The 17,750-nt window shown below is 57.4% G+C and carries 19 protein-coding genes; 5 read left to right on the top strand and 14 right to left on the bottom strand.

What is annotated here, in order from left to right; translation table 11 throughout:
* Positions 1–24: 24 nt before the first annotated feature.
* The 5 genes from purU to ABWO67_RS13245 all read right to left on the bottom strand — a co-directional run bounded on the left by purU (position 25) and on the right by ABWO67_RS13245 (position 3,958).
* Positions 25–873 carry a formyltetrahydrofolate deformylase gene (purU, locus tag ABWO67_RS13265; protein ID WP_353152241.1) on the bottom strand — a complete coding sequence of 283 codons (849 nt, stop codon included), beginning with the start codon at positions 871–873 and terminating at the stop codon, positions 25–27.
* A gap of 27 nt (positions 874–900) precedes the next feature.
* Entirely contained in the window at positions 901–2,007 is a 1,107-nt protein-coding gene (lhgO, locus tag ABWO67_RS13260; RefSeq protein ID WP_353152239.1) for an L-2-hydroxyglutarate dehydrogenase LghO, read from the bottom strand.
* Between the two features lie 36 nt (positions 2,008–2,043).
* Positions 2,044–2,568 (bottom strand): flavin reductase family protein, encoded by a 525-nt coding sequence (locus ABWO67_RS13255; protein ID WP_353152237.1) that lies wholly within the window; start codon positions 2,566–2,568, stop codon positions 2,044–2,046.
* Positions 2,569–2,592: 24 nt separating this feature from the next.
* Entirely contained in the window at positions 2,593–3,225 is a 633-nt protein-coding gene (gene pdxH, locus ABWO67_RS13250; RefSeq protein ID WP_353152235.1) for a pyridoxamine 5'-phosphate oxidase, read from the bottom strand.
* Positions 3,226–3,307: 82 nt separating this feature from the next.
* Complete coding sequence (locus ABWO67_RS13245; RefSeq protein ID WP_502930016.1) at positions 3,308–3,958, bottom strand: gamma-glutamylcyclotransferase; 651 nt, start codon at positions 3,956–3,958, stop codon at positions 3,308–3,310.
* 132 nt (positions 3,959–4,090) lie between these two features.
* On the opposite strand from ABWO67_RS13245, the gene ABWO67_RS13240 reads away from it, so the two are divergent.
* The gene (locus ABWO67_RS13240) at positions 4,091–4,915 is read left to right on the top strand and encodes a tRNA threonylcarbamoyladenosine dehydratase (protein WP_353152233.1); all 825 of its coding nucleotides are present in this window, start codon (positions 4,091–4,093) and stop codon (positions 4,913–4,915) included.
* Positions 4,916–4,987: 72 nt separating this feature from the next.
* On the top strand, positions 4,988–5,503 hold the full coding sequence (locus ABWO67_RS13235) for a hypothetical protein (protein ID WP_502930015.1): 516 nt from the start codon (positions 4,988–4,990) through the stop codon (positions 5,501–5,503).
* Position 5,504: 1 nt separating this feature from the next.
* Here the strand turns inward: ABWO67_RS13235 and ABWO67_RS13230 are convergent, their stop codons facing one another.
* Positions 5,505–6,356 carry a PA4780 family RIO1-like protein kinase gene (locus tag ABWO67_RS13230; RefSeq protein WP_353152232.1) on the bottom strand — a complete coding sequence of 284 codons (852 nt, stop codon included), beginning with the start codon at positions 6,354–6,356 and terminating at the stop codon, positions 5,505–5,507.
* 69 nt (positions 6,357–6,425) lie between these two features.
* Positions 6,426–7,097 (bottom strand): VOC family protein, encoded by a 672-nt coding sequence (locus ABWO67_RS13225; protein WP_353152230.1) that lies wholly within the window; start codon positions 7,095–7,097, stop codon positions 6,426–6,428.
* A 153-nt stretch (positions 7,098–7,250) separates the two neighbouring features.
* Here ABWO67_RS13225 and ABWO67_RS13220 point away from each other — a divergent pair, with 153 nt between their 5' ends.
* Together ABWO67_RS13220 and ABWO67_RS13215 are read left to right on the top strand one after the other, a co-directional pair.
* Positions 7,251–8,327 carry a YkvI family membrane protein gene (locus tag ABWO67_RS13220; RefSeq protein WP_353152228.1) on the top strand — a complete coding sequence of 359 codons (1,077 nt, stop codon included), beginning with the start codon at positions 7,251–7,253 and terminating at the stop codon, positions 8,325–8,327.
* A gap of 18 nt (positions 8,328–8,345) precedes the next feature.
* Positions 8,346–8,981 carry an aminotransferase class IV gene (locus tag ABWO67_RS13215; protein WP_353152227.1) on the top strand — a complete coding sequence of 212 codons (636 nt, stop codon included), beginning with the start codon at positions 8,346–8,348 and terminating at the stop codon, positions 8,979–8,981.
* Here the strand turns inward: ABWO67_RS13215 and ABWO67_RS13210 are convergent.
* The 6 genes from ABWO67_RS13210 to lhpI form a co-directional block, all read right to left on the bottom strand.
* Positions 8,978–9,733 carry a flagellar brake protein gene (locus tag ABWO67_RS13210; protein ID WP_353152225.1) on the bottom strand — a complete coding sequence of 252 codons (756 nt, stop codon included), beginning with the start codon at positions 9,731–9,733 and terminating at the stop codon, positions 8,978–8,980. The genes ABWO67_RS13215 and ABWO67_RS13210 overlap by 4 nt on opposite strands.
* Before the next feature lie 97 nt (positions 9,734–9,830).
* The gene (locus ABWO67_RS13205) at positions 9,831–10,832 is read right to left on the bottom strand and encodes an amidohydrolase family protein (RefSeq protein WP_353152224.1); all 1,002 of its coding nucleotides are present in this window, start codon (positions 10,830–10,832) and stop codon (positions 9,831–9,833) included.
* A gap of 1 nt (position 10,833) precedes the next feature.
* Positions 10,834–11,367, bottom strand: a complete 534-nt coding sequence (locus ABWO67_RS13200; protein WP_353152222.1) for a 3-hydroxyanthranilate 3,4-dioxygenase — start codon at positions 11,365–11,367, stop codon at positions 10,834–10,836.
* 26 nt (positions 11,368–11,393) lie between these two features.
* The gene (locus ABWO67_RS13195; RefSeq protein WP_353152220.1) at positions 11,394–11,837 is read right to left on the bottom strand and encodes a RidA family protein; all 444 of its coding nucleotides are present in this window, start codon (positions 11,835–11,837) and stop codon (positions 11,394–11,396) included.
* A 14-nt stretch (positions 11,838–11,851) separates the two neighbouring features.
* The gene (locus ABWO67_RS13190) at positions 11,852–13,315 is read right to left on the bottom strand and encodes a 2-hydroxymuconic semialdehyde dehydrogenase (protein ID WP_353152218.1); all 1,464 of its coding nucleotides are present in this window, start codon (positions 13,313–13,315) and stop codon (positions 11,852–11,854) included.
* Between the two features lie 43 nt (positions 13,316–13,358).
* Positions 13,359–14,270: a bifunctional Delta(1)-pyrroline-2-carboxylate/Delta(1)-piperideine-2-carboxylate reductase gene (lhpI, locus tag ABWO67_RS13185; RefSeq protein WP_353152216.1), complete on the bottom strand. Its 912-nt coding sequence runs from the start codon at positions 14,268–14,270 to the stop codon at positions 13,359–13,361.
* A 245-nt stretch (positions 14,271–14,515) separates the two neighbouring features.
* On the opposite strand from lhpI, the gene amaB reads away from it, so the two are divergent.
* Entirely contained in the window at positions 14,516–16,021 is a 1,506-nt protein-coding gene (amaB, locus tag ABWO67_RS13180) for an L-piperidine-6-carboxylate dehydrogenase (protein ID WP_353152214.1), read from the top strand.
* A gap of 820 nt (positions 16,022–16,841) precedes the next feature.
* On the opposite strand, the gene ABWO67_RS13175 is transcribed toward amaB, so the two are convergent.
* A partial coding sequence (locus ABWO67_RS13175) for an NAD(P)(+) transhydrogenase (Re/Si-specific) subunit beta (RefSeq protein WP_353152212.1) occupies positions 16,842–17,750 on the bottom strand: 909 nt, incomplete at its 5' end.

Below are 17,750 nucleotides of genomic sequence, written 5' to 3'. Positions count from 1 at the left end.
CTGGCATTCAGATCCATAAGCCAACTACCGGAAAACCACCGTCCGCTGTCCATTCAGCAAAATACGATGCTCAACATGCGAACGCACCGCACGGGACAACACCAGCGACTCCACATCGCTGCCCACCTGCGTCAAATCATGGGCACTCATCGCATGATCCACACGCTCGATATCTTGCTCGATAATCGGACCCTCATCCAGATCCCCCGTCACATAATGCGCCGTCGCCCCGATAATCTTCACGCCGCGTGTATGCGCCTGATGATAAGGACGGGCGCCCTTGAAACTGGGCAGGAAACTATGGTGGATATTGATCGCCCGGCCTTCCAGCGCCAGGCACAAGTCGTTCGATAAAATCTGCATGTACCGCGCAAGCACCACCAGATCCACTTTTTCCCGCTCGACCAGCGCCAGGATCTGCTGTTCCTGCTCGCTCTTGGTTTCTGGCGTCACTGGCAAATGATGAAATGGCACCCCATACGAGCCTGCCAACGCCGCAAAGTCATTATGGTTGGAAACGATGCCTGCGATTTCCACCGGCAATTGTCCGCTATGCGTGCGGAAAAGCAGATCGTTAAGGCAATGCCCCTGGCGGCTGACCAGGATCAACAGACGCGCCTTGCGCTGGGCATCATAAATCTGTGCCTGCATGTCGAACCGTTCGGCAACCGATGCAAAGGATCGTTCCAGTTCAGCTACATCGGCGGTTTGGGGCAGGTGAAAGTGCACACGCAGAAAAAAGCGTTCTGTTCCCAAGTCGCCGAACTGTTGGGCATCGATGATATTGCCGTGCAAATTCAGTAGCCAGCCGGAAACGCTGTGCACGATCCCGATGCGGTCAGGACAGGAAAGGGTAAGTATGTAATCGTTCATTGTTGAAACTCAAGCTGCTAAAGGTGTTTATATCAGGGCGGCGCGGGTGGCTTGGGCCAGCGCCAGGCAGGCGGTGAGTCCCGGAGACTCGATGCCAAACAGGTTTACCAGGCCAGGTATGCCATGGGTGGCAGGCCCCGAAATCATGAAATCGGCGGCAGGCGAGGCAGGGCCGACAATCTTGGGCCTTATCCCGGTGTAGCCGGGACTCAGCGCGCCATCAGGCAGCGCGGGCCAGTAGCGCCGGACGGCGTCGTAAAAAGTGTCCCCGCGCCGGGCGTCCAGCGTGTAGTCCTCATGGTCTATCCATTCGGTATCCGGCCCGAACTTGGCTTGTCCGCCCAGATCCAGTGTCAGGTGTACGCCTAGCCCGGCACTGTCAGGCATGGGGTAGATAAGCCGGCTGAATGGAGAGCGCCCTGAAAGGGTGAAGTAGCTGCCCTTGCAGAAATAGGCCTGCGGAATAGATTCTTGGGGCAGGCCTTGCAATTTACCGGCGACGGCCGGCGCTGATAGGCCGGTCGCATTGATCACGCAATTCGCGGTCAGTTCCATGGGCTCGTCGCCTTCGAACTGCAAAAGGAATTCGCCGGATTCCAGTACGCGGCCCTGGTTGAACCGGGTATGGAAAACGCATTGGGCACCCTGGTTTTCTGCATCGCCTTGCAGCGCCAGCATCAGGGCATGGCTGTCGACAATGCCGGTGGATGGCGAAACAAGGGCGGCGTCGCAGACCAGCGCAGGCTCGAGTTCGCGTGCCTGCGCGCCGCTGATCTGGTACAAGTCGTCAACGCCATTCTGCCTTGCCCGCAGGGCAATTTGTTCCAGTTGTGCGCTTTGTTCTGGCGTTGCCGCCACGATCAGTTTGCCCAGGCGGTTGTGCGGTATGCCGCGTTCGTTGCAATAGTCGTAGAGCAGGTGTTTGCCAGCAACGCAGAGCTTTGCCTTCAAACTGTTCTGCGGATAATAAATGCCGGCATGTATGACTTCTGAATTGCGCGAGCTGGTGCCCGTGCCAATGGCTTCGGTGGCTTCAATCACAAGCACTTCGCGCCCGGCAAGGGCCATTTCGCGTGCTACTGCCAAGCCGACAACGCCAGCTCCCAAGACGACGCAGTCTATATCTACTGCCATGCTATGTCCCGCATAATGTGTATGTGTACCGTTCGTTTAGTCGTTAGACATCGGCTCGGTGGAAGGGGTCAGGTCAAAGTCGCCGGCATGATAAACCAGCGGCTGGCTGAAACTGCGTTCGCAACGTTCGACCTGGCCAACGAAAATAAGATGATCGCCGGCTTCGTGCTGCACGATATTGCGGCATTCGAACCAGGCGGCGCATTCGGGGTCATCCAGCATGGGCGTGCCGCCCGGTGCGCGGGTTAGTGCTACACCGTTGAACCGCGCTGCTTGCGGACCATAGGCAAACTGTTTGGCCAGATGCAGTTGCGTAGCGGACAGCACATGAATGACGTAGCGCTCGGTCTGCTGGAAATGACGCAGCGATGATGCTGCCTTGGACAGGCTCCACAGCACCATCGGCGGATCAAGAGAAACCGAGTTGAAGGAACTGATAGTCAGGCCGATGGGGCGCTGCCCATCGCATGCCTCAGTCGTGATGATGGTGACCCCCGTCGCAAAGCGGCCTAACGCAGAGCGAAAGAAAGCCGCATCGAAATCGGGTGGCGTTGCTGTCATGGCGATGTCGTGCTGTGCCGGCGCTTAAGGCGCCAGGCGCAAGCGCGACCATGGCCCATTGTTGTCGCGTTGGAAGACCAGACGGTCATGCAGGCGCGAAGGCCTGCCCTGCCAAAATTCGACATAGTCGGGTTTGAGCCGGTATCCGCCCCAATGGTCTGGGCGCTCGGGGTTGCTGCCCAGCGATTCGGTCAGTACCAGCGTGCGGGATTCGAGTTCGGCGCGGGTAATAGGCTGGCTTTGCGGCGACACCCATGCGCCTATGCGCGACCCTAACGGCCTGCTGTGGAAGTATTCATCGGATTCGGCTGCCGTTACTTTTTCGATACTGCCTTCAAGACGCACCTGGCGTTCCAGCGCGGGCCAGAAAAACAATAGGCTGGCATAAGGGTTGGACGCTAATTCCTTGCCTTTGCGTGATGTGTAGTTGGTGAAGAACACGAAGCCTTGCTCGTCATAACCCTTGAGCAGCACGATTCGAGCCGAAGGCCGACCCCCTGGGGTGGTGGTTGCCAACGTCATCGCATTGGGTTCAGGAACCTGAGCCTGTAGTGCCTCGTTGAACCAAATAGAGAACTGTTCAAGTGGAGTCGCGGCCAGCGAAGCTTCGAGCAGTTCGAATTTTTCGTATTTCTGACGGATATCGGCAACGGACATGATGGCAGCAAAATAAAAGAGAATGAACTCGTAGTTTACCGGAGTCTGTGGCGCATGCGCGCAGCTTGGCGCCGGGCACAGGTTAGGTATCGCTGGCTATGGCGTTGTGTAGAGCAAGAACCAGCGTTTGCAGGCGTTTGTCCTGGATATTGGATCGCTTTAGCGCTTGCGCGGTTTCCAGCACGTATTCGACGCAAGGGCCGTAGGTGCCGTGCGCATTGCGCACAATGCTGATCAGGCGCTCGGTAGACAAGCCGCGCACATAGGCGTCGGTATTCCGGTTCATGGTGAACGCCAGCGCACTGATCAGACCTTGTTCGGTACGGCAGTTCAGCCACCTTGGTATGTACGCGCCGCTGGGCATTTCCCGGCGCCATAGCGCCTCCATGGTGGTCGGTACATCGGCGGCCGGGATACGGTAAGCCATGCCCCGGCAGGAACCGCCCATATCCAGCCCGAACACCAGGCCAGGCTGATCCGGGGTGCCGCGATTGACCCGTGACCATAAGCAGAGCGCCCTATGATACCCATGCAGCAATGCAGCGCGTTTTTCTGCGAAATCGAACTCGGGCCGCCAGATCAGCGAGCCGTAACCGTATACCCATACATCCTCTTCCGGCTGCCAGCCAGATAGCGCATCCAGCATCGAAGCGTGCCGTTCGGTCTCCGTCAGCAGCCGAAAGCTGCCTGGCGCGCTGGCAGGATGAGGAGTGGGGGTAAAGATCGGGTTCACGTGTTTCAGGCCCAAACGATTCAAGTACGTAATAGTCGCCATTTTAGATCACTTGCAGGGCCGCAGGCTTTATCATGGGCGTGGACGTGATACCGTTGCGCTACCTTTTCTATTGAATGCTTTTGCCTTGCCATGCCTGATACCTGTCAATTCGATACCGACCGCCGTTTTGGCGGCCTTGACCGCTTGTACGGCGCCGACGGCGTGCAGCGCCTGCGTGCCGCGCATGTGGTTGTCGCCGGCATAGGGGGAGTAGGGTCGTGGTGCGCCGAAGCCCTGGCTCGTTGCGGGGTGGGGGCAATCAGCCTTATCGATCTGGACCATATCGCCGAGTCCAATATAAACCGTCAGTTGCATGCATTAAGCGAGACGTTGGGGCAGTCCAAAGTCGTGGCCATGGGCCAGCGAGTGCTTGGCATTAACCCTGAATGCCGTGTCCAGATGCTCGACGACTTCGTCGGCCCGGATAATGTGTCGGCATTGATTGCCCCCGATACCAGCCTGGTTATCGATTGCACCGACCAGGCGCAGGCCAAGATCGCCATGATCCTGGAAGCACGCACCAGGAAGATCCCTATCGTGGTGTGCGGCGGAGCAGGCGGAAAAACCGATCCGCTCAGTTTGCGCGCCGGCGACTTGTCCCTGGCCGTGAATGACGCCTTGCTTGCCAAGTTGCGCAATACCTTGCGCCGACAGCACAGGTATCCTAAAGCCTCCGATCATGCGGGCAAGCCACGCAAACGCGTGCCTAAGATGGGTGTGCGCGGGCTGTGGTTTGATCAGCCGGTGTTGTTGCCGACGCAATGGGACACGTCCGCTGTTGCGGCAGAATCCCCCGGCGCTCTGCAGGGTTTGTCCTGCGCGGGTTATGGGTCGGTCGTTACGGTTACGGCTGTCATGGGCATGGCCGCCGCGAACGAGGCCGTGCAGTGGCTGGTGAAGGGGCGGTTCGCATAGCCTGACCCGGTGCCTGCCTATCCTACGTCCGTCTGGACGATCAAAGAATGAATCAAGTGGAGCAGTAATACAGTGAACGATACGCCTTTAGCAGACCAAGATATGTCCGACGATGTCAACGATGATGAGGTCAAGCGGCAAGAACCGAGGTTCTGGTGCGACGACGGCTGGACGGCCCGCGTCATCAAGAACGAAGATGACGACGGCTGGGCAGTGGAAATGATTCTGGATGGCGAGGATGAGCCTGCATTGGTAGGGCCCTGGACCATGGGCCGCAACAAGAAAGATCCCAAGCCGCTTGATTCTGCTGCGTTCTATACGCTGGTCAAGACAGCGTCCGAGGTTTTGCGCCGGCACGAGCAACAACTGCATGCCATGCTGCACAAAAGCCTTAAGGTTCGGACGGCGACAGGCCGGTTGACCATCAAGCTGGACATTGTGCCCGACGACGATCACCCTTATGCGTTGTTAAGTGCTTACGACGAGGCCAGCGAGCAACTCGCCCAGGTCGAGGTCGCCCCTACCTTCAAGCTGCATGCGGAAAGCGCCGAGAAATGGATAGCCAGCGATTTCAGAAAACCGGGCTAACCTACCCGCGCATTTCCTGTTCATACCGGATACGGGCCTCTTCCTCGAGGCGCGCGTCTTCCAGGTCATCCATCAGCGCTTCCATATCGACTGGCCTTGTATCGGCTTCTACATGGCCGGTCAGCGGGGTGCTGATGTCCAGTTCGCCGGCTTCGAACAAGGCCCAAATTTCTTTGCCATAGTTCGTGGCCAGCAACTGCGGTGCAAATTGGCTGAAGAATACGGCAAGGTTTTCGACGTCGCGTTCAAGCATTGCGGCCGCTTCGTTATTGCCTGCTGCATCTACGGCCTGGGGCAGATCGATAATGACCGGCCCGCCGGCGGCCAGCAAAATATTATATTCCGACAGGTCGCCATGGATTATCCCGGCGCACAGCATACGGACTACCTGGTTAATAAGCAGTGCATGCAATTCCAGTGCGCGCGCTTCGGTCATGTCGACGTCGTTCAGGCGCGGAGCGACATTGTCGTCTTCATCGACGACGAGCTCCATCAGCAATACGCCATCGGTGCAGATATAGGGTTGTGGCACCCTCACTCCGGCATTGGCTAGCCGGAATAAGGCATCGACTTCGGCGTTCTGCCAAAGCTCTTCCTGCATCTGGCGCCCATAGCGGGTGCCTTTTTCCATGGCCCTGGCCTGACGGCTGTTCTGCACCTTGCGGCCGTCACGATAGGACGCGGCTTGCCGGAAGCTGCGTTGCTTGGCGTCTTTGTAGACTTTGGCGCAACGGATGGATTCGCCGCTGCGCACGACATATACCGTAGCTTCCTTGCCGCTCATCAGTTGGCTGATGACTTCATCGATAAGGCCTTCTTCTACTAGCGGGAGCAGTCGTTTAGGTACTTTCATGCGATCGTCCGTTGATTAATCGAGTCGCCGGTTGTGCCGGCCAGGACGCGCTTTGGGGAAATGGTGGGGTCATGCCTGATTATACGGGTCAGCGCTTGTGCCGCCCAATTGGCGAGGCCCGGCTGGGGTTTGAATATGCGCGACAAGATAGGGATGTGCGCCTTCCTGCAATGGAAACACCTGCATATTGCCGTCAAAACCAATGCGTTCCAGCATGCTGGTCAATGCTTGCGCTTCAGGATGAAATATGTCCAAACGGATCAACGAGCAGCCACCATCTTGCATGGCGCTGGCCGGATGGGTGGGGGTATTCCACTGGATCAATGCGGGGGCCGCCCCTTGCAGGGCAAGGGTGCCATCCTCCGGAATGCTGATCAGCCAATCCAGATTGCCTCGCGACATGGCCTGAACCTCGCCTATGGGCACAGGCCGCGCCGCTTGCGCTGCGGCCTGTATATCGTTGGTTCGTGCCACCCACGTAGCCAGTTTCGGGCCGTTATTCCAATGTGGGTCGTCCAGTTGGAACCAGCGGGCACGCGCGGGAGGCGTCGCTTCCGGATTCGCGGCAATGACTTCAAGATAAACATCCTCTCCCAGCTTCAACAGGCAGTTGTGTGTTCCCATGCGGCTATGTTCGCCGCCGACCTGAGGATCTACGCCCAGCGTCTGACGCAGGTAGTGCGCGCCCTGTTCCAGGGAAGGGGCGGAAATGACAATGTGGTCGATCCAGGAATGCAGCATGGCCGGGCGGCTCCTTTATGGGAATGGGTGTCTCGAAGACGCAGTGTGACGCATACTCGCTATAAAAGAAAAGCCAGACGGCACTTCGAGCCCGAAAATTCCCGCCTTGTACAATTCGGGTTGGTTTTTGCACATATGAATGAAGATCACGATATGAATAAGTATGCAATACAGCTGGCGTTCGCCTACATGGGCGTTATCATCGGGGGCGGATTTGCCTCTGGCCAGGAAGTGCTCCAGTTTTTCACTGGCTATGGCGTCGCCAGCATTGCAGGGACCGTGCTGGCAGGGTTGCTGTTTGCTTTTTTAGGCGGACAAATTGCGCGTATAAGCACGCAGCTTCAAGCGCAATCTCATAAAGACGTATTAGCCTCGCTGTTCGGCCGCCACGCGGGCGGCATCATGGACATATTGCTGACGTTCTTCCTGTTTGGCGTAGGTGTGGCCATGCTTGCGGGTACGGGCGCCTTGTTCAAACAGCAATTCGGGCTATCGCCGGTGATTGGCGGGTTGTTCATGACCGCCTTGGTCGTCCTGACGCTATGCCTGAATGTAAAGCGCATCATCGATCTGGTCAGTCTGGCGACGCCTTTGTTAATGGTGCTTGTCTTGGTCATCACCACGTATGCCTTGTTTACCAGCAATGCCGAGATGGACTCGTTGCTGGCGCTCAGTGAGAAGCAGGAAACGGTGGCGCCGCATTGGGCACTGGGCGCTATTCTTTACGCGTCCTTCAATATTGCGGTCGGGTTTCCCATGCTGGCGGTTATTTCGGGTCGCAGCAAAGACGTCAAAACGACGATGCTCGGCGGACTGTTGGGCGGGGTGGGGCTGGGCCTGCTGATTCTGTTGCTTAACATCAGCTTGTTTTCCAACTTGAATCAGTTGCAGGGTGCCGAGCTTCCCACGTTGATGCTGGCATCACGGCTGTCGCCGATTGTCGGCATTCTGATGACGGTTTCCATTATCTGCATGATTTACAGCACGGCCGTGGGTATGTTTTTTGCGTTCTCCGCACGTTTTTCGCGTCCGGAAACCGGTCGTTTTCGCGTGCTCAGTCTTTTGTCCTGCAGTATCGGCCTGTTGCTGAGCTTTTTCGGCTTTACCAAACTGATAGGAACGGTTTATCCCTTGCTAGGCTACCTTGGGCTATTGCTGATTGCCGCGATCGGCGTCAGTTGGTTCCGGAGTCGATCCGGCCGGGCTGCTGCAGTTACCGATAATGCCTGAATGCATGAAGAGGGAAGTATGCCCGTATCAACAGCCCAATTGATAGAAACCATACGTGTCGAGCCTGGACGCAAGATACCGTTGCTGGCCGGGCACTGGCGCCGTCTGGCAAGCTCATGCAGGGCGCTGGGTTACCAGTGGCCTGCCGGAGGTTTGGTCGATGCGGTAGAGCAACGCGTCGGGGAGCTGGATGCTGTTGGTTGTTACCGCTTGCGCCTTTTGCTTAGTCAGGATGGGCAGTATTCGATAGAAACTTATCCATTGCCGGATACGCTGCAGCCTGTGCGCCTGCATCTTAGCAGCGTCACGTTGCGCGCCGATCATAAATGGCTGGCGCACAAAACGACCCATCGCCCTTGGTATGAGGACGCTCAACGCTGGCTTGCGGCAAACCCGGAGTTCTTCGATGTGGTGTATTGCAATGACAAGGATGAGGTTTGTGAAGGCAGCCGTAGCAACATATATATTCAGGATGCTCAGGGCATTTGGCTGACGCCGCCGGTGGCTTGTGGCTTGTTGCCTGGGGTGCAGCGCCAGGCTTTGCTTGATGCCGCGAAGGTTCAAGAGGCCTGCATCAGCAGGCGTCAATTGCTTGATGCCCGTGCCATCCGCGTTTCCAATGCACTGCGTGGCTGGCTGGATGCAAGGCTTTAGTCGAACCCGCGCCGCTTGGCGTTAAGTTTACGTTCGAGCTTGCCGATATATTGCTGGATGATGAAATTCATGGGATTGGGCAATTCGAAGAACTGGAATCCCAGCAGGCGTGTTTCTTTGCCATTGTTTAACTGCTCGTCCTGGGAACGCATGATCCGCAAACTGGTAACGACCGTGCCGGCCTCGGGAAGCTCGAGCCGGCAGTCCCGGTAAATCGTTCCCAGGCTATTGTCCAGTGCATGGGCATTGTCAAATACCGAAATGCCCCCCGCGCTGATATCCTTGATGCCCAAATCAATTTTCTTCATGGCTGGGTCGCCAGGCAAGGTAATCGTGCATGAAGCAGGTTCGGTTACCGGCACGTCGACCCGATAGTATTCGCGGCGCTGTACGCGTCGGACCGATTCGGGGAAAGCCAGTTGCAAGGCAGGTAAATTGTCTTGTATGCAAGGGGTAACCTGCGGGACGAAAAACTGTATGCTTACCTTATCGAGGTTGGTCTCAAATGACACTTTATTGGCGTTGGCAATACGCCGATTGAAATCTACGTCGGTCGAGTTGTCGACAAAAAGCGTCCGGCTGGCAGGGTCGATTTCCAGGATGGTGGTAATAATGGCAACCGTGCTGCCCTGGACATGCATCCTGAGCATGGCCCTTTTTTCCTCTATCGAGCGCAAAATCGCCTGGATTTCGAGCTTGGAGGTGACGAGGAAGGGATCATTTTCATCATTCATGGCATTGGAAGTAGGCATTCGGGGTAACGCATTGATGAGAGGTATGTTGCAGCATAGAACACCGTGCCGCCCGGAGTCAGGACGATTACCGGGAGTTTTCCATGGCAGTTCTCCTTTAATCCTGAAGGCTGAAAAATTCTCTGGCATTCAGGGCACTGATTTTTTCCTTGTCCGGCTCGCTTAGCCATGGGTTTTCTGCCACCAGTTTGCCTATGGACGGCTCACCTAGCGGGAAGGGGTAGTCAGATCCCAGCATGACCCGGTCCGCACCCATTACTTCGACCAGCAGACGCAGCGCCCCCGCGTCAAATACCGCGCTGTCCACATAGAACCGCTTTACATAGCTGGATGGTGGATGGGGACAGTCTTGCCGGACGATGTCGCGGCACCGCCAGGCATTGTCGACCCGGCCCAGCAAAAAGGCAAAGCTGCCGCCGCCGTGGGCGAAGCAGAGTTTGAGCGAGGCGGGAATGCGTTCGAAGGCGCCCGACAAGATCAGCGACAGTATGCCCAGCTGTGTTTCCGCAGGCATGGCCACCAGCCAGGGCAGCATCCATTTTTTCATGCGCCCGTCAGTCATCATGTCCCACGGATGGGCAAGAATGGGAATACCTTCGTTAGCACAATGAATCAGGAATTGCACCAAATGTTCATCGTCAAGGTCGCGCGGCCCCAAATGATTGCCGATTTGCACGCCTACGAGCCCGCTGGCTTTGGCGCGTGATGCTTCCCGACAGGCCATGTCCAGGTCTTGCAAAGGCACCTGCGCCAGTGCTTTCAGGCGTCGGGGGTTGGCAGCGCAATGCTCGAGCGCCAGGTCATTCATTTGTTCAGCCCAGGACGCGGCCCGTTCGGGGGCGAACTCGTAGCCGAACATAATAGGGGTGGCCGAGATGATCTGCACATCGACCCCGTGCTTGTTCATTTCCTCCAGGCGCATGGCCGGATCCCATAGCGCCTTGTACACGGGCCTGAAGGGCTGCGAGCCTTTCATGATCTGGCCTGTTTCCCCGTCAGCGGCGATATCCAGCCAAGGCGCGTTGTCTGCGTCCAGCTTTGCGGCTTGTGCCTCGGTAATGGGTGGCAGAAAATGCGCGTGCATATCGATTTTGGTCATATTACCCAGCCTTCCCGGGATGCAGTTTGCCGCAATGAGGACAATGTCGATGTGCTTCGGAGTCGTAAAACGATTTGAACAGCGGCGGCAAGTCGGTGACGATGCTTTGCAACTGCGTTTCTACCCGATAGACCAAGCCGCCGCAGCCGTCGTCGGCTTCGCAATACCATTCGAAACCGTCTTTGAGTCCGAGGGGACGCTGGCGCTCCATGACCAGACAGGCGCTGTTGGCTTCGGGGCGCTGTGGCGAATGGCGTACATGGGGAGGCAACAGGAAAATGTCGCCTTCTTTCAGGTCTACGCGTTCGCGCTTTCCGTCTGTCCACAAATTCAGATAGGCATTGCCGCGCATCTGGTAGAAAAACTCTTCCAGAGGGTCGTCGTGATAGTCGGTGCGCTGGTTGGGGCCGCCGACGACTGTGACGATAAAGTCGCTGTCTTGCCAAATTTGCTGGTTACCCACCGGGGGTTTGAGCAGATGCGCGTGCTCATCGATCCAGCGTGCGAAGTTGAAGGGTTTTCCATAGGCGAGCATAGCGATCCTTGTTCCAGCAATGAAATTCACAAAGGCTGCGGGGCAGCCGGTTTGGGAAAGTAGGCGACGGCTTTGATTTCTATGAGCAGGTGCGGATGCGGCAACTGATGAACCGCTACGGTCGTACGGGTAGGGCCGCTTTCTGAAAAGTATTCCGCATACACCTGGTTGTAGCCGCCGAAATCATTCATATTGACCAGGAAGCTTGATATTTCAACCAAGTGCTCAAGCCCCGCGCCTTCGCTGGCCAGAATGTCGCGTATGTTTTCGATAACCGCGCGTGTTTGTTCGCGAATATCAAGCGTGGTCGTGCCCATGGCATCGGCCGTCGCACCCGCGAAAGTATTGTCGGGCCGCCGTGAACTGGTGCCCGAAATGAACAGAAAGTCGCCCGCCCGCTTGATATGGGGAAAAGCGCCGCGTGGGGTTGCTTTGCCCGAGACCACGCGGGCGTTTGTAATGTTTGTCATGTCGGTGCCTGTGTTTAAAGCTTGATGCAGATAGTACTGATTTCAGAATAGAAATCCAGCGAATAACGGCCGCCTTCACGTCCGAGGCCGGATAGCTTGGCGCCGCCAAATGGCGTGCGCAGATCGCGAGTAAACCAAGTGTTGACCCAGACGATGCCGGTTTGTATCTGGCTGGCAACGCGGTGCGCGCGCGATAAATGCGTCGTCCAGATGCTGCAGGCCAGCCCGTAGGCACTGTCATTCGTGCGCCTGATGACTTCTTCTTCGGTGTCGAAGGGCGATATATGGCAGATAGGGCCGAAGATCTCTTCGCGCATGCAACGCGCGGTGTCGGGCAGGCCTGTCAGTATCGTGGGCTGTACATAGGCGCCCATATCCCTTTCGTCGCCAAACACAGGAACGCCGCCGCCGGCTACGACGGTCGCGCCTTCGTCCTTGGCAAGCTGATAATAAGACAGCACTTTATCGCGGTGCTGCAGCGACACTAGCGGCCCCATGTCAACATCTTTTGTGTCGGGATAGCCGACCACCAGTCGTTCGGTACGCCGCTTGAGTTCTTTGACGAAGCGATCGAAGATGGGGCGCTCTACATAGACGCGTTCGGAACACAGGCAGACCTGACCTGAATTGGTAAAGCTTGAGCGCATGACACCTGTAATGGCAGCATCGAAGTCGGCATCGGCGAACACCACGGCAGCATTTTTGCCGCCCAGCTCGAAGGACACTTCCTTGACCCCTTCGGCAGCCGCCTTCATGATGGTCGTGCCCGTACGCGATTCACCTGTAAACGTGATGGCGTCGATGTCAGGACTGGTGCTTAAATACTGGCCGGCGGAATCCGGGCCGAAACCATGGACCAAGTTGAAGACCCCATGGGGCAGGCCTGCTTCCTGAATGACTTCGGCCAGCAGGGTGGCCGACGATGGCGTCTCTTCCGACGGCTTGACCACCACGCAGTTGCCCATCGCCAATGCCGGCGCGACTTTCCAGGTCAGCAGCAGCAATGGCAGGTTCCAGGGCGAAATGATGCCGATCGTGCCCAATGGCTTGCGGGTTACATAATTGATGACTTTGGCGCCATCGGGCGCCGCGCTTTCGAACATATCGCCTGATGCTGTCGTGATCAAGTCGGCGAAGGTGCGAAAGTTGGCAATGCCGCGCGCGACATCGAGGCTACGGGCCTGGTGCACAGGCCTGCCGGTATCCATGACTTCGGCCTGCACGAATGCTTCAAAACGCTGTTCAATGCCGTCGGCAATGCGGCGTAGCGCAGCAGCGCGTTCTACCGCGCTGAATTTTTTCCATGGGCCGGAACAGGCGCGGTTGGCAGCCTGGATTGCCCGCTGCACGGTGGCCGCGTCGGCCTCGCAAACCTGGGCGAAAACCTCGCCGTTTACCGGATTCACATTGGAAAACCGCCGGTCGGTTTCAACCCATTGCCCATCGATGAAGCAGCGCAAGAGTTGCACGCTCGCCATGTTGTCTCCTGGATAGGATTAGTTATTAGTATTGCTGCTTATTCTATTTGATTTTTTGCAGGGCACATCGGGCGGCCGCCAAATCCCATGCGGCGCAGCCTACCGTCTTGAACACGATGGGCATATTCAGCGGCGCACCGTGCGCCAGGGCGTGCGACAAGGGTTGTACTGCCGACCAGTCAACATTGGCCTGAATCAAATCGCCGGCCTCGTGCCGCGCCCCGGCCACGTCGTCGACATAGATACTGCTTTCCTGCAAGGTTGCCTCGCCGATTTCGGCGAGTTCAGGCTTGAACGCGCCCACGCCGATGACCAGCAGACCGGCCTTGGCTGCTTGCGTATAGACAGGAACCGCGCTGGTGGTGAGCGTAACGACGGCATCAATGTCATGAGGCGTCACCGTGGCAGCGTTTAGTTCCAGGGGCAAATGTCGGTGGGCTTCGACGAAGGCTTGTGCCTTTGCAAGGCTGGTCCCTATGGCAGTGACACGCAGGCCCGGATAGATGGCGGCAAGCGCCTGGACGTGGCCCACGGCTTGCGTGCCCACACCTATTAGGGCGACATGTTCTGGTTTGCCTCGAAGAAAGGTTTTCAGGCCCAGCATGGTCACGGCCGCGGTGCGTCTTGCAGTGACGGTAGGGCCGTCGAGCACGCATAATTCACGCCCCGTCTTGCCATCGAACGCCGATACCACGCCATGTATGGTGGGCAAATTGAGTTCGCGGTTGCCCGGCACAACATTGACCAATTTATGGATACCGATATCGTGCGCAGTGGCCGGCATGGACAGCATGACGCCTCCCTGTGGGAACGGCACAACCTGGCGTTCGGGTGCGCAAATGGCGCCGCTGGCATAGTCGGCGCATGCCGTTGCAATGGCGTCCACCAGCCCTGGAAAGTCCAGCAGCAGGGCAGTTTGTTCGGCGTTGAAAACAGCAATGGAAGGGGCTTTCATGGAAGCTCGCTATGAAAACAAAAAAGAATGGGCCAACAGGCTGCGGTCGCCCGCAAGCTTGTCTGGAGCAAAGCTCGCGTGCGGCATATGGTTTGCATTGTTCCAGAGTAGCAAAAAAATATCTTGGCGGTTTTCCCTGAAGCCATGGATGCTTCATCAGAAGCATGCATGATATTCTGGGTTGATAAACGCTACGGATCCATATGGTCTGTGGCGGCAGCGGCTTGTGCTTTCAAGGAGGTGTCATGAATATCGAGCAGTTACTGGATTCTCTCGGGCTAGACCAGCGTAGAGTAGCGGGCGGGAGCCTGGCGGTGCATTCGCCCATCGACGGCGCCCTGATTGCGCAGGTTCATCAGCATACGGTCGAGCACGCGAATATTGCTATCGACGCGGCACACCAGGCTTACAGCGTCTGGCGCACTGTGCCGGCGCCGCGTCGCGGTGAATTGATACGCCTGCTAGGTAATGAGTTGCGCGCGAATAAGCAGGCCCTGGGGCGTCTGGTTTCGATCGAGACCGGAAAAATCCTTGCTGAAGGCGAGGGTGAAGTCCAGGAAATGATAGATATTTGTGATTTTGCCGTGGGGCTGTCGCGCCAGCTATATGGCTTAACGATAGCCTCTGAACGGCCTGGTCATCGCATGATGGAAACCTGGCATCCATTGGGTGTGGTCGGCGTTATTTCAGCCTTCAATTTTCCGGTGGCCGTATGGTCATGGAATACCGCCTTGGCGATTGTTTGCGGCAATGCTGTCGTGTGGAAGCCGTCCGAGAAAACGCCTTTGACTGCCTTGGCTTGCGAAGCGCTATTTCAGCGCGCTCTTGAACAGTTTGGCGATGCACCTGCGGGGCTGTCCCAAGTGTTGATCGGTGGCCGTGATGTCGGGCAGGTGCTGGCTGATCATCATCGCGTCGCGCTGGTATCGGCAACAGGATCTACACGCATGGGTCGAGAGCTGGGCCCCCGCGTCGCCGCACGGTTCGGCCGGTCTTTACTGGAACTGGGCGGCAACAACGCGATCATCGTCACGCCTTCGGCTGACCTGGACATGGCGGTGCGCGGTATCTTATTCGGGGCCATCGGCACGGCTGGCCAGCGTTGCACCAGCACACGCCGCTTGATCGTGCACCAGAGCGTGGCCGACGAATTGCTTACAAGGCTTAAGCAGGCCTACGCCAGCGCACGTATAGGCAATCCCCTGGATGCAGGGACGCTGGTGGGGCCATTGATAGATCGGGCATCATATGACGGCATGCAGGCGGCACTGGAAACGGCACGTGCCCAGGGCGGGGAAATCTTTGGCGGCGAACGCCAACTGGCCGATCAGTATCCGGATGCCAGGTATGTAGCGCCTGCGCTAGTCGAGATGCCGACGCAAACCGATGTGGTTCGCCACGAAACCTTTGCGCCGATACTATATGTGATGCGCTACGAGCATTTTGAAGCTGCAGTTCAAATGCAGAATGACGTACCGCAGGGCTTATCGTCGGCGGTGTTTACCAACGATGTACGCGAAGCTGAATGGTTCATGTCGTCGACGGGGTCGGATTGCGGTATTGCCAATGTCAATATCGGGACGTCGGGGGCGGAAATTGGCGGAGCATTCGGAGGCGAAAAAGAAACCGGCGGAGGACGCGAATCGGGTTCGGATGCCTGGAAGGTATATATGCGTCGGGCGACGAATACGATCAATTACTCACGGGAGTTGCCGTTGGCGCAGGGCATCAAGTTTGGGGACGATGCTTAGATCGGCTGCTGTATAGGCATTGATCATTTGTTGCTTTCGTTCTTAATCGGGGGCTTGTTGGTCGTGCTGTTGAGTCTATTGGTTTCTTGAGCGGCGGCTGCCACAGGGGTTGGGACTGGCTCAGCGCTTAGCGGCCCTGTGCTGTCGCCAGGGCTACCCGGGCCAAGTTTCATTTCCGGTGCGCCCGCGAACTCCCAGCGCTGACAGTCCACTGGACTGTCAGCAAGCGTGCTGGTCGAACATGCGCGGGCTTGCCTCACCGGAAATGAAACTTGGCCCGGCGCACGCTGACTTCGCCTGTCCCAACCCCTGTGGCAGCCGCCGTCACATGAAAGGCTGACCCAGATGGCTACGGCAGGCAGTTGGTCTTAGACGAGAGCAGGCTGTCTCATTGACGTTCTGTGCATTGCATATGGCCGTTCGTATCGCGGACCGTTTGTGTCTACCCATCGGCACCGGCCATAGCGACCTCTCATCAGCAGCCTTCCGCCAGCAGCCTAACAGCAGCAGCCACCGGTTCTTAAGGAGGCTCGTCCGATCATCGCTGTTATGAGGCGCAGTGAGCAGGGGGTGCACGGCGAATTTTGAGCGCGCCGCGTAGCCAACCTGGCTCGGGGTATAAGGGCGCGCTGTTTGAGTGGCCCGCTTACGGACAGCGTGCTGTCCGTGGCCACGAGTTCGCGCCCGGCCCCGATAAAGCCAGGTTGGCTGCGCGGGCAGTCCCGAAGGGACCGCAGCGAGGATTCGCCGTGCACCCCCTGCTCACTGCGCCGTCATAAGAACGAATATACGTCTCTATAAAAACGATAAGCCCAGGCCGCTATTCGACCGCCTTCACCATATCCTCGATCACCTTCTTCGCATCGCCAAAGACCATCATTGTCTTGTCCATATAAAACAACTCATTGTCCAGGCCTGCATAACCAGCCGCCATCGACCGTTTGTTCACAATGACAGTTCGGGCCTTGTAGGCTTCCAGGATAGGCATCCCTGCAATCGGCGACTGCGGATCGTTCTTGGCTGCAGGGTTGACCACGTCGTTCGCGCCCAACACCAGAACCACGTCAGTTTGCGAAAATTCGCTATTGATATCGTCCATTTCAAAGACTTGGTCATAAGGAACTTCGGCTTCCGCCAGCAACACGTTCATATGACCAGGCATCCGGCCTGCAACCGGGTGGATGGCATACTTAACGACAACGCCGTTCGCCGTGAGTTTTTCCGCCAATTCTTTGAGCGCATGCTGGGCGCGGGCTACCGCCAGGCCATAGCCAGGAACAATAGTGACCGATTCGGCGTTGCTCATCAGGAAGGCGGCGTCGTCGGGGCTGCCCGACCTGACGTTGCGCTGGGCCTGGTCGCCCGAGGCGGCCGCGCCTGGTGCAGCGCCGAAACCACCCAGAATGACGTTAAAGAACGACCGGTTCATGGCCTTGCACATGATGTACGACAGAATCGCGCCTGAAGAGCCCACTAGCGAGCCGGCGATGATCAGCATGGGGTTGTTCAGCGAAAAACCGATACCCGCCGCAGCCCAGCCTGAGTAGCTGTTCAGCATGGAAACCACCACGGGCATGTCGGCGCCGCCGATCGGAATGATGATCAGTACGCCCAGCGCGAAAGCCAGCGCGGTCATGATGATGAAAGGCAGCCACAGTTGCGTCGCCATGAACCACAGGCCGCAACCCAGCATGGCAAGGGCAATGACCAGGTTGACCATGTGCTGGCC

The sequence above is a fragment of the Pollutimonas bauzanensis genome (assembly GCF_040393045.1).
Classification (GTDB): Bacteria; Pseudomonadota; Gammaproteobacteria; order Burkholderiales; family Burkholderiaceae_B; genus Pollutimonas; species Pollutimonas bauzanensis_A.
This window is presented reverse-complemented; position numbering and strand designations above follow the sequence as displayed.

What these genes read in the sequence shown, in the direction of transcription:
- ABWO67_RS13230 (WP_353152232.1), bottom strand. Translation starts at nt 6,356, where the DNA reads ATGAAAGTACCTAAACGACTGCTCCCGCTAGTAGAAGAAGGCCTTATC.
- lhgO (WP_353152239.1), bottom strand. Translation starts at nt 2,007, where the DNA reads ATGGCAGTAGATATAGACTGCGTCGTCTTGGGAGCTGGCGTTGTCGGC.
- ABWO67_RS13210 (WP_353152225.1), bottom strand. Translation starts at nt 9,733, where the DNA reads ATGCCTACTTCCAATGCCATGAATGATGAAAATGATCCCTTCCTCGTC.
- pdxH (WP_353152235.1), bottom strand. Translation starts at nt 3,225, where the DNA reads ATGTCCGTTGCCGATATCCGTCAGAAATACGAAAAATTCGAACTGCTC.
- ABWO67_RS13200 (WP_353152222.1), bottom strand. Translation starts at nt 11,367, where the DNA reads ATGCTCGCCTATGGAAAACCCTTCAACTTCGCACGCTGGATCGATGAG.
- ABWO67_RS13205 (WP_353152224.1), bottom strand. Translation starts at nt 10,832, where the DNA reads ATGACCAAAATCGATATGCACGCGCATTTTCTGCCACCCATTACCGAG.
- ABWO67_RS13215 (WP_353152227.1), top strand. Translation starts at nt 8,346, where the DNA reads ATGCCCGTATCAACAGCCCAATTGATAGAAACCATACGTGTCGAGCCT.
- ABWO67_RS13225 (WP_353152230.1), bottom strand. Translation starts at nt 7,097, where the DNA reads ATGCTGCATTCCTGGATCGACCACATTGTCATTTCCGCCCCTTCCCTG.
- ABWO67_RS13195 (WP_353152220.1), bottom strand. Translation starts at nt 11,837, where the DNA reads ATGACAAACATTACAAACGCCCGCGTGGTCTCGGGCAAAGCAACCCCA.
- ABWO67_RS13240 (WP_353152233.1), top strand. Translation starts at nt 4,091, where the DNA reads ATGCCTGATACCTGTCAATTCGATACCGACCGCCGTTTTGGCGGCCTT.
- ABWO67_RS13220 (WP_353152228.1), top strand. Translation starts at nt 7,251, where the DNA reads ATGAATAAGTATGCAATACAGCTGGCGTTCGCCTACATGGGCGTTATC.
- purU (WP_353152241.1), bottom strand. Translation starts at nt 873, where the DNA reads ATGAACGATTACATACTTACCCTTTCCTGTCCTGACCGCATCGGGATC.
- lhpI (WP_353152216.1), bottom strand. Translation starts at nt 14,270, where the DNA reads ATGAAAGCCCCTTCCATTGCTGTTTTCAACGCCGAACAAACTGCCCTG.
- ABWO67_RS13190 (WP_353152218.1), bottom strand. Translation starts at nt 13,315, where the DNA reads ATGGCGAGCGTGCAACTCTTGCGCTGCTTCATCGATGGGCAATGGGTT.
- ABWO67_RS13255 (WP_353152237.1), bottom strand. Translation starts at nt 2,568, where the DNA reads ATGACAGCAACGCCACCCGATTTCGATGCGGCTTTCTTTCGCTCTGCG.
- amaB (WP_353152214.1), top strand. Translation starts at nt 14,516, where the DNA reads ATGAATATCGAGCAGTTACTGGATTCTCTCGGGCTAGACCAGCGTAGA.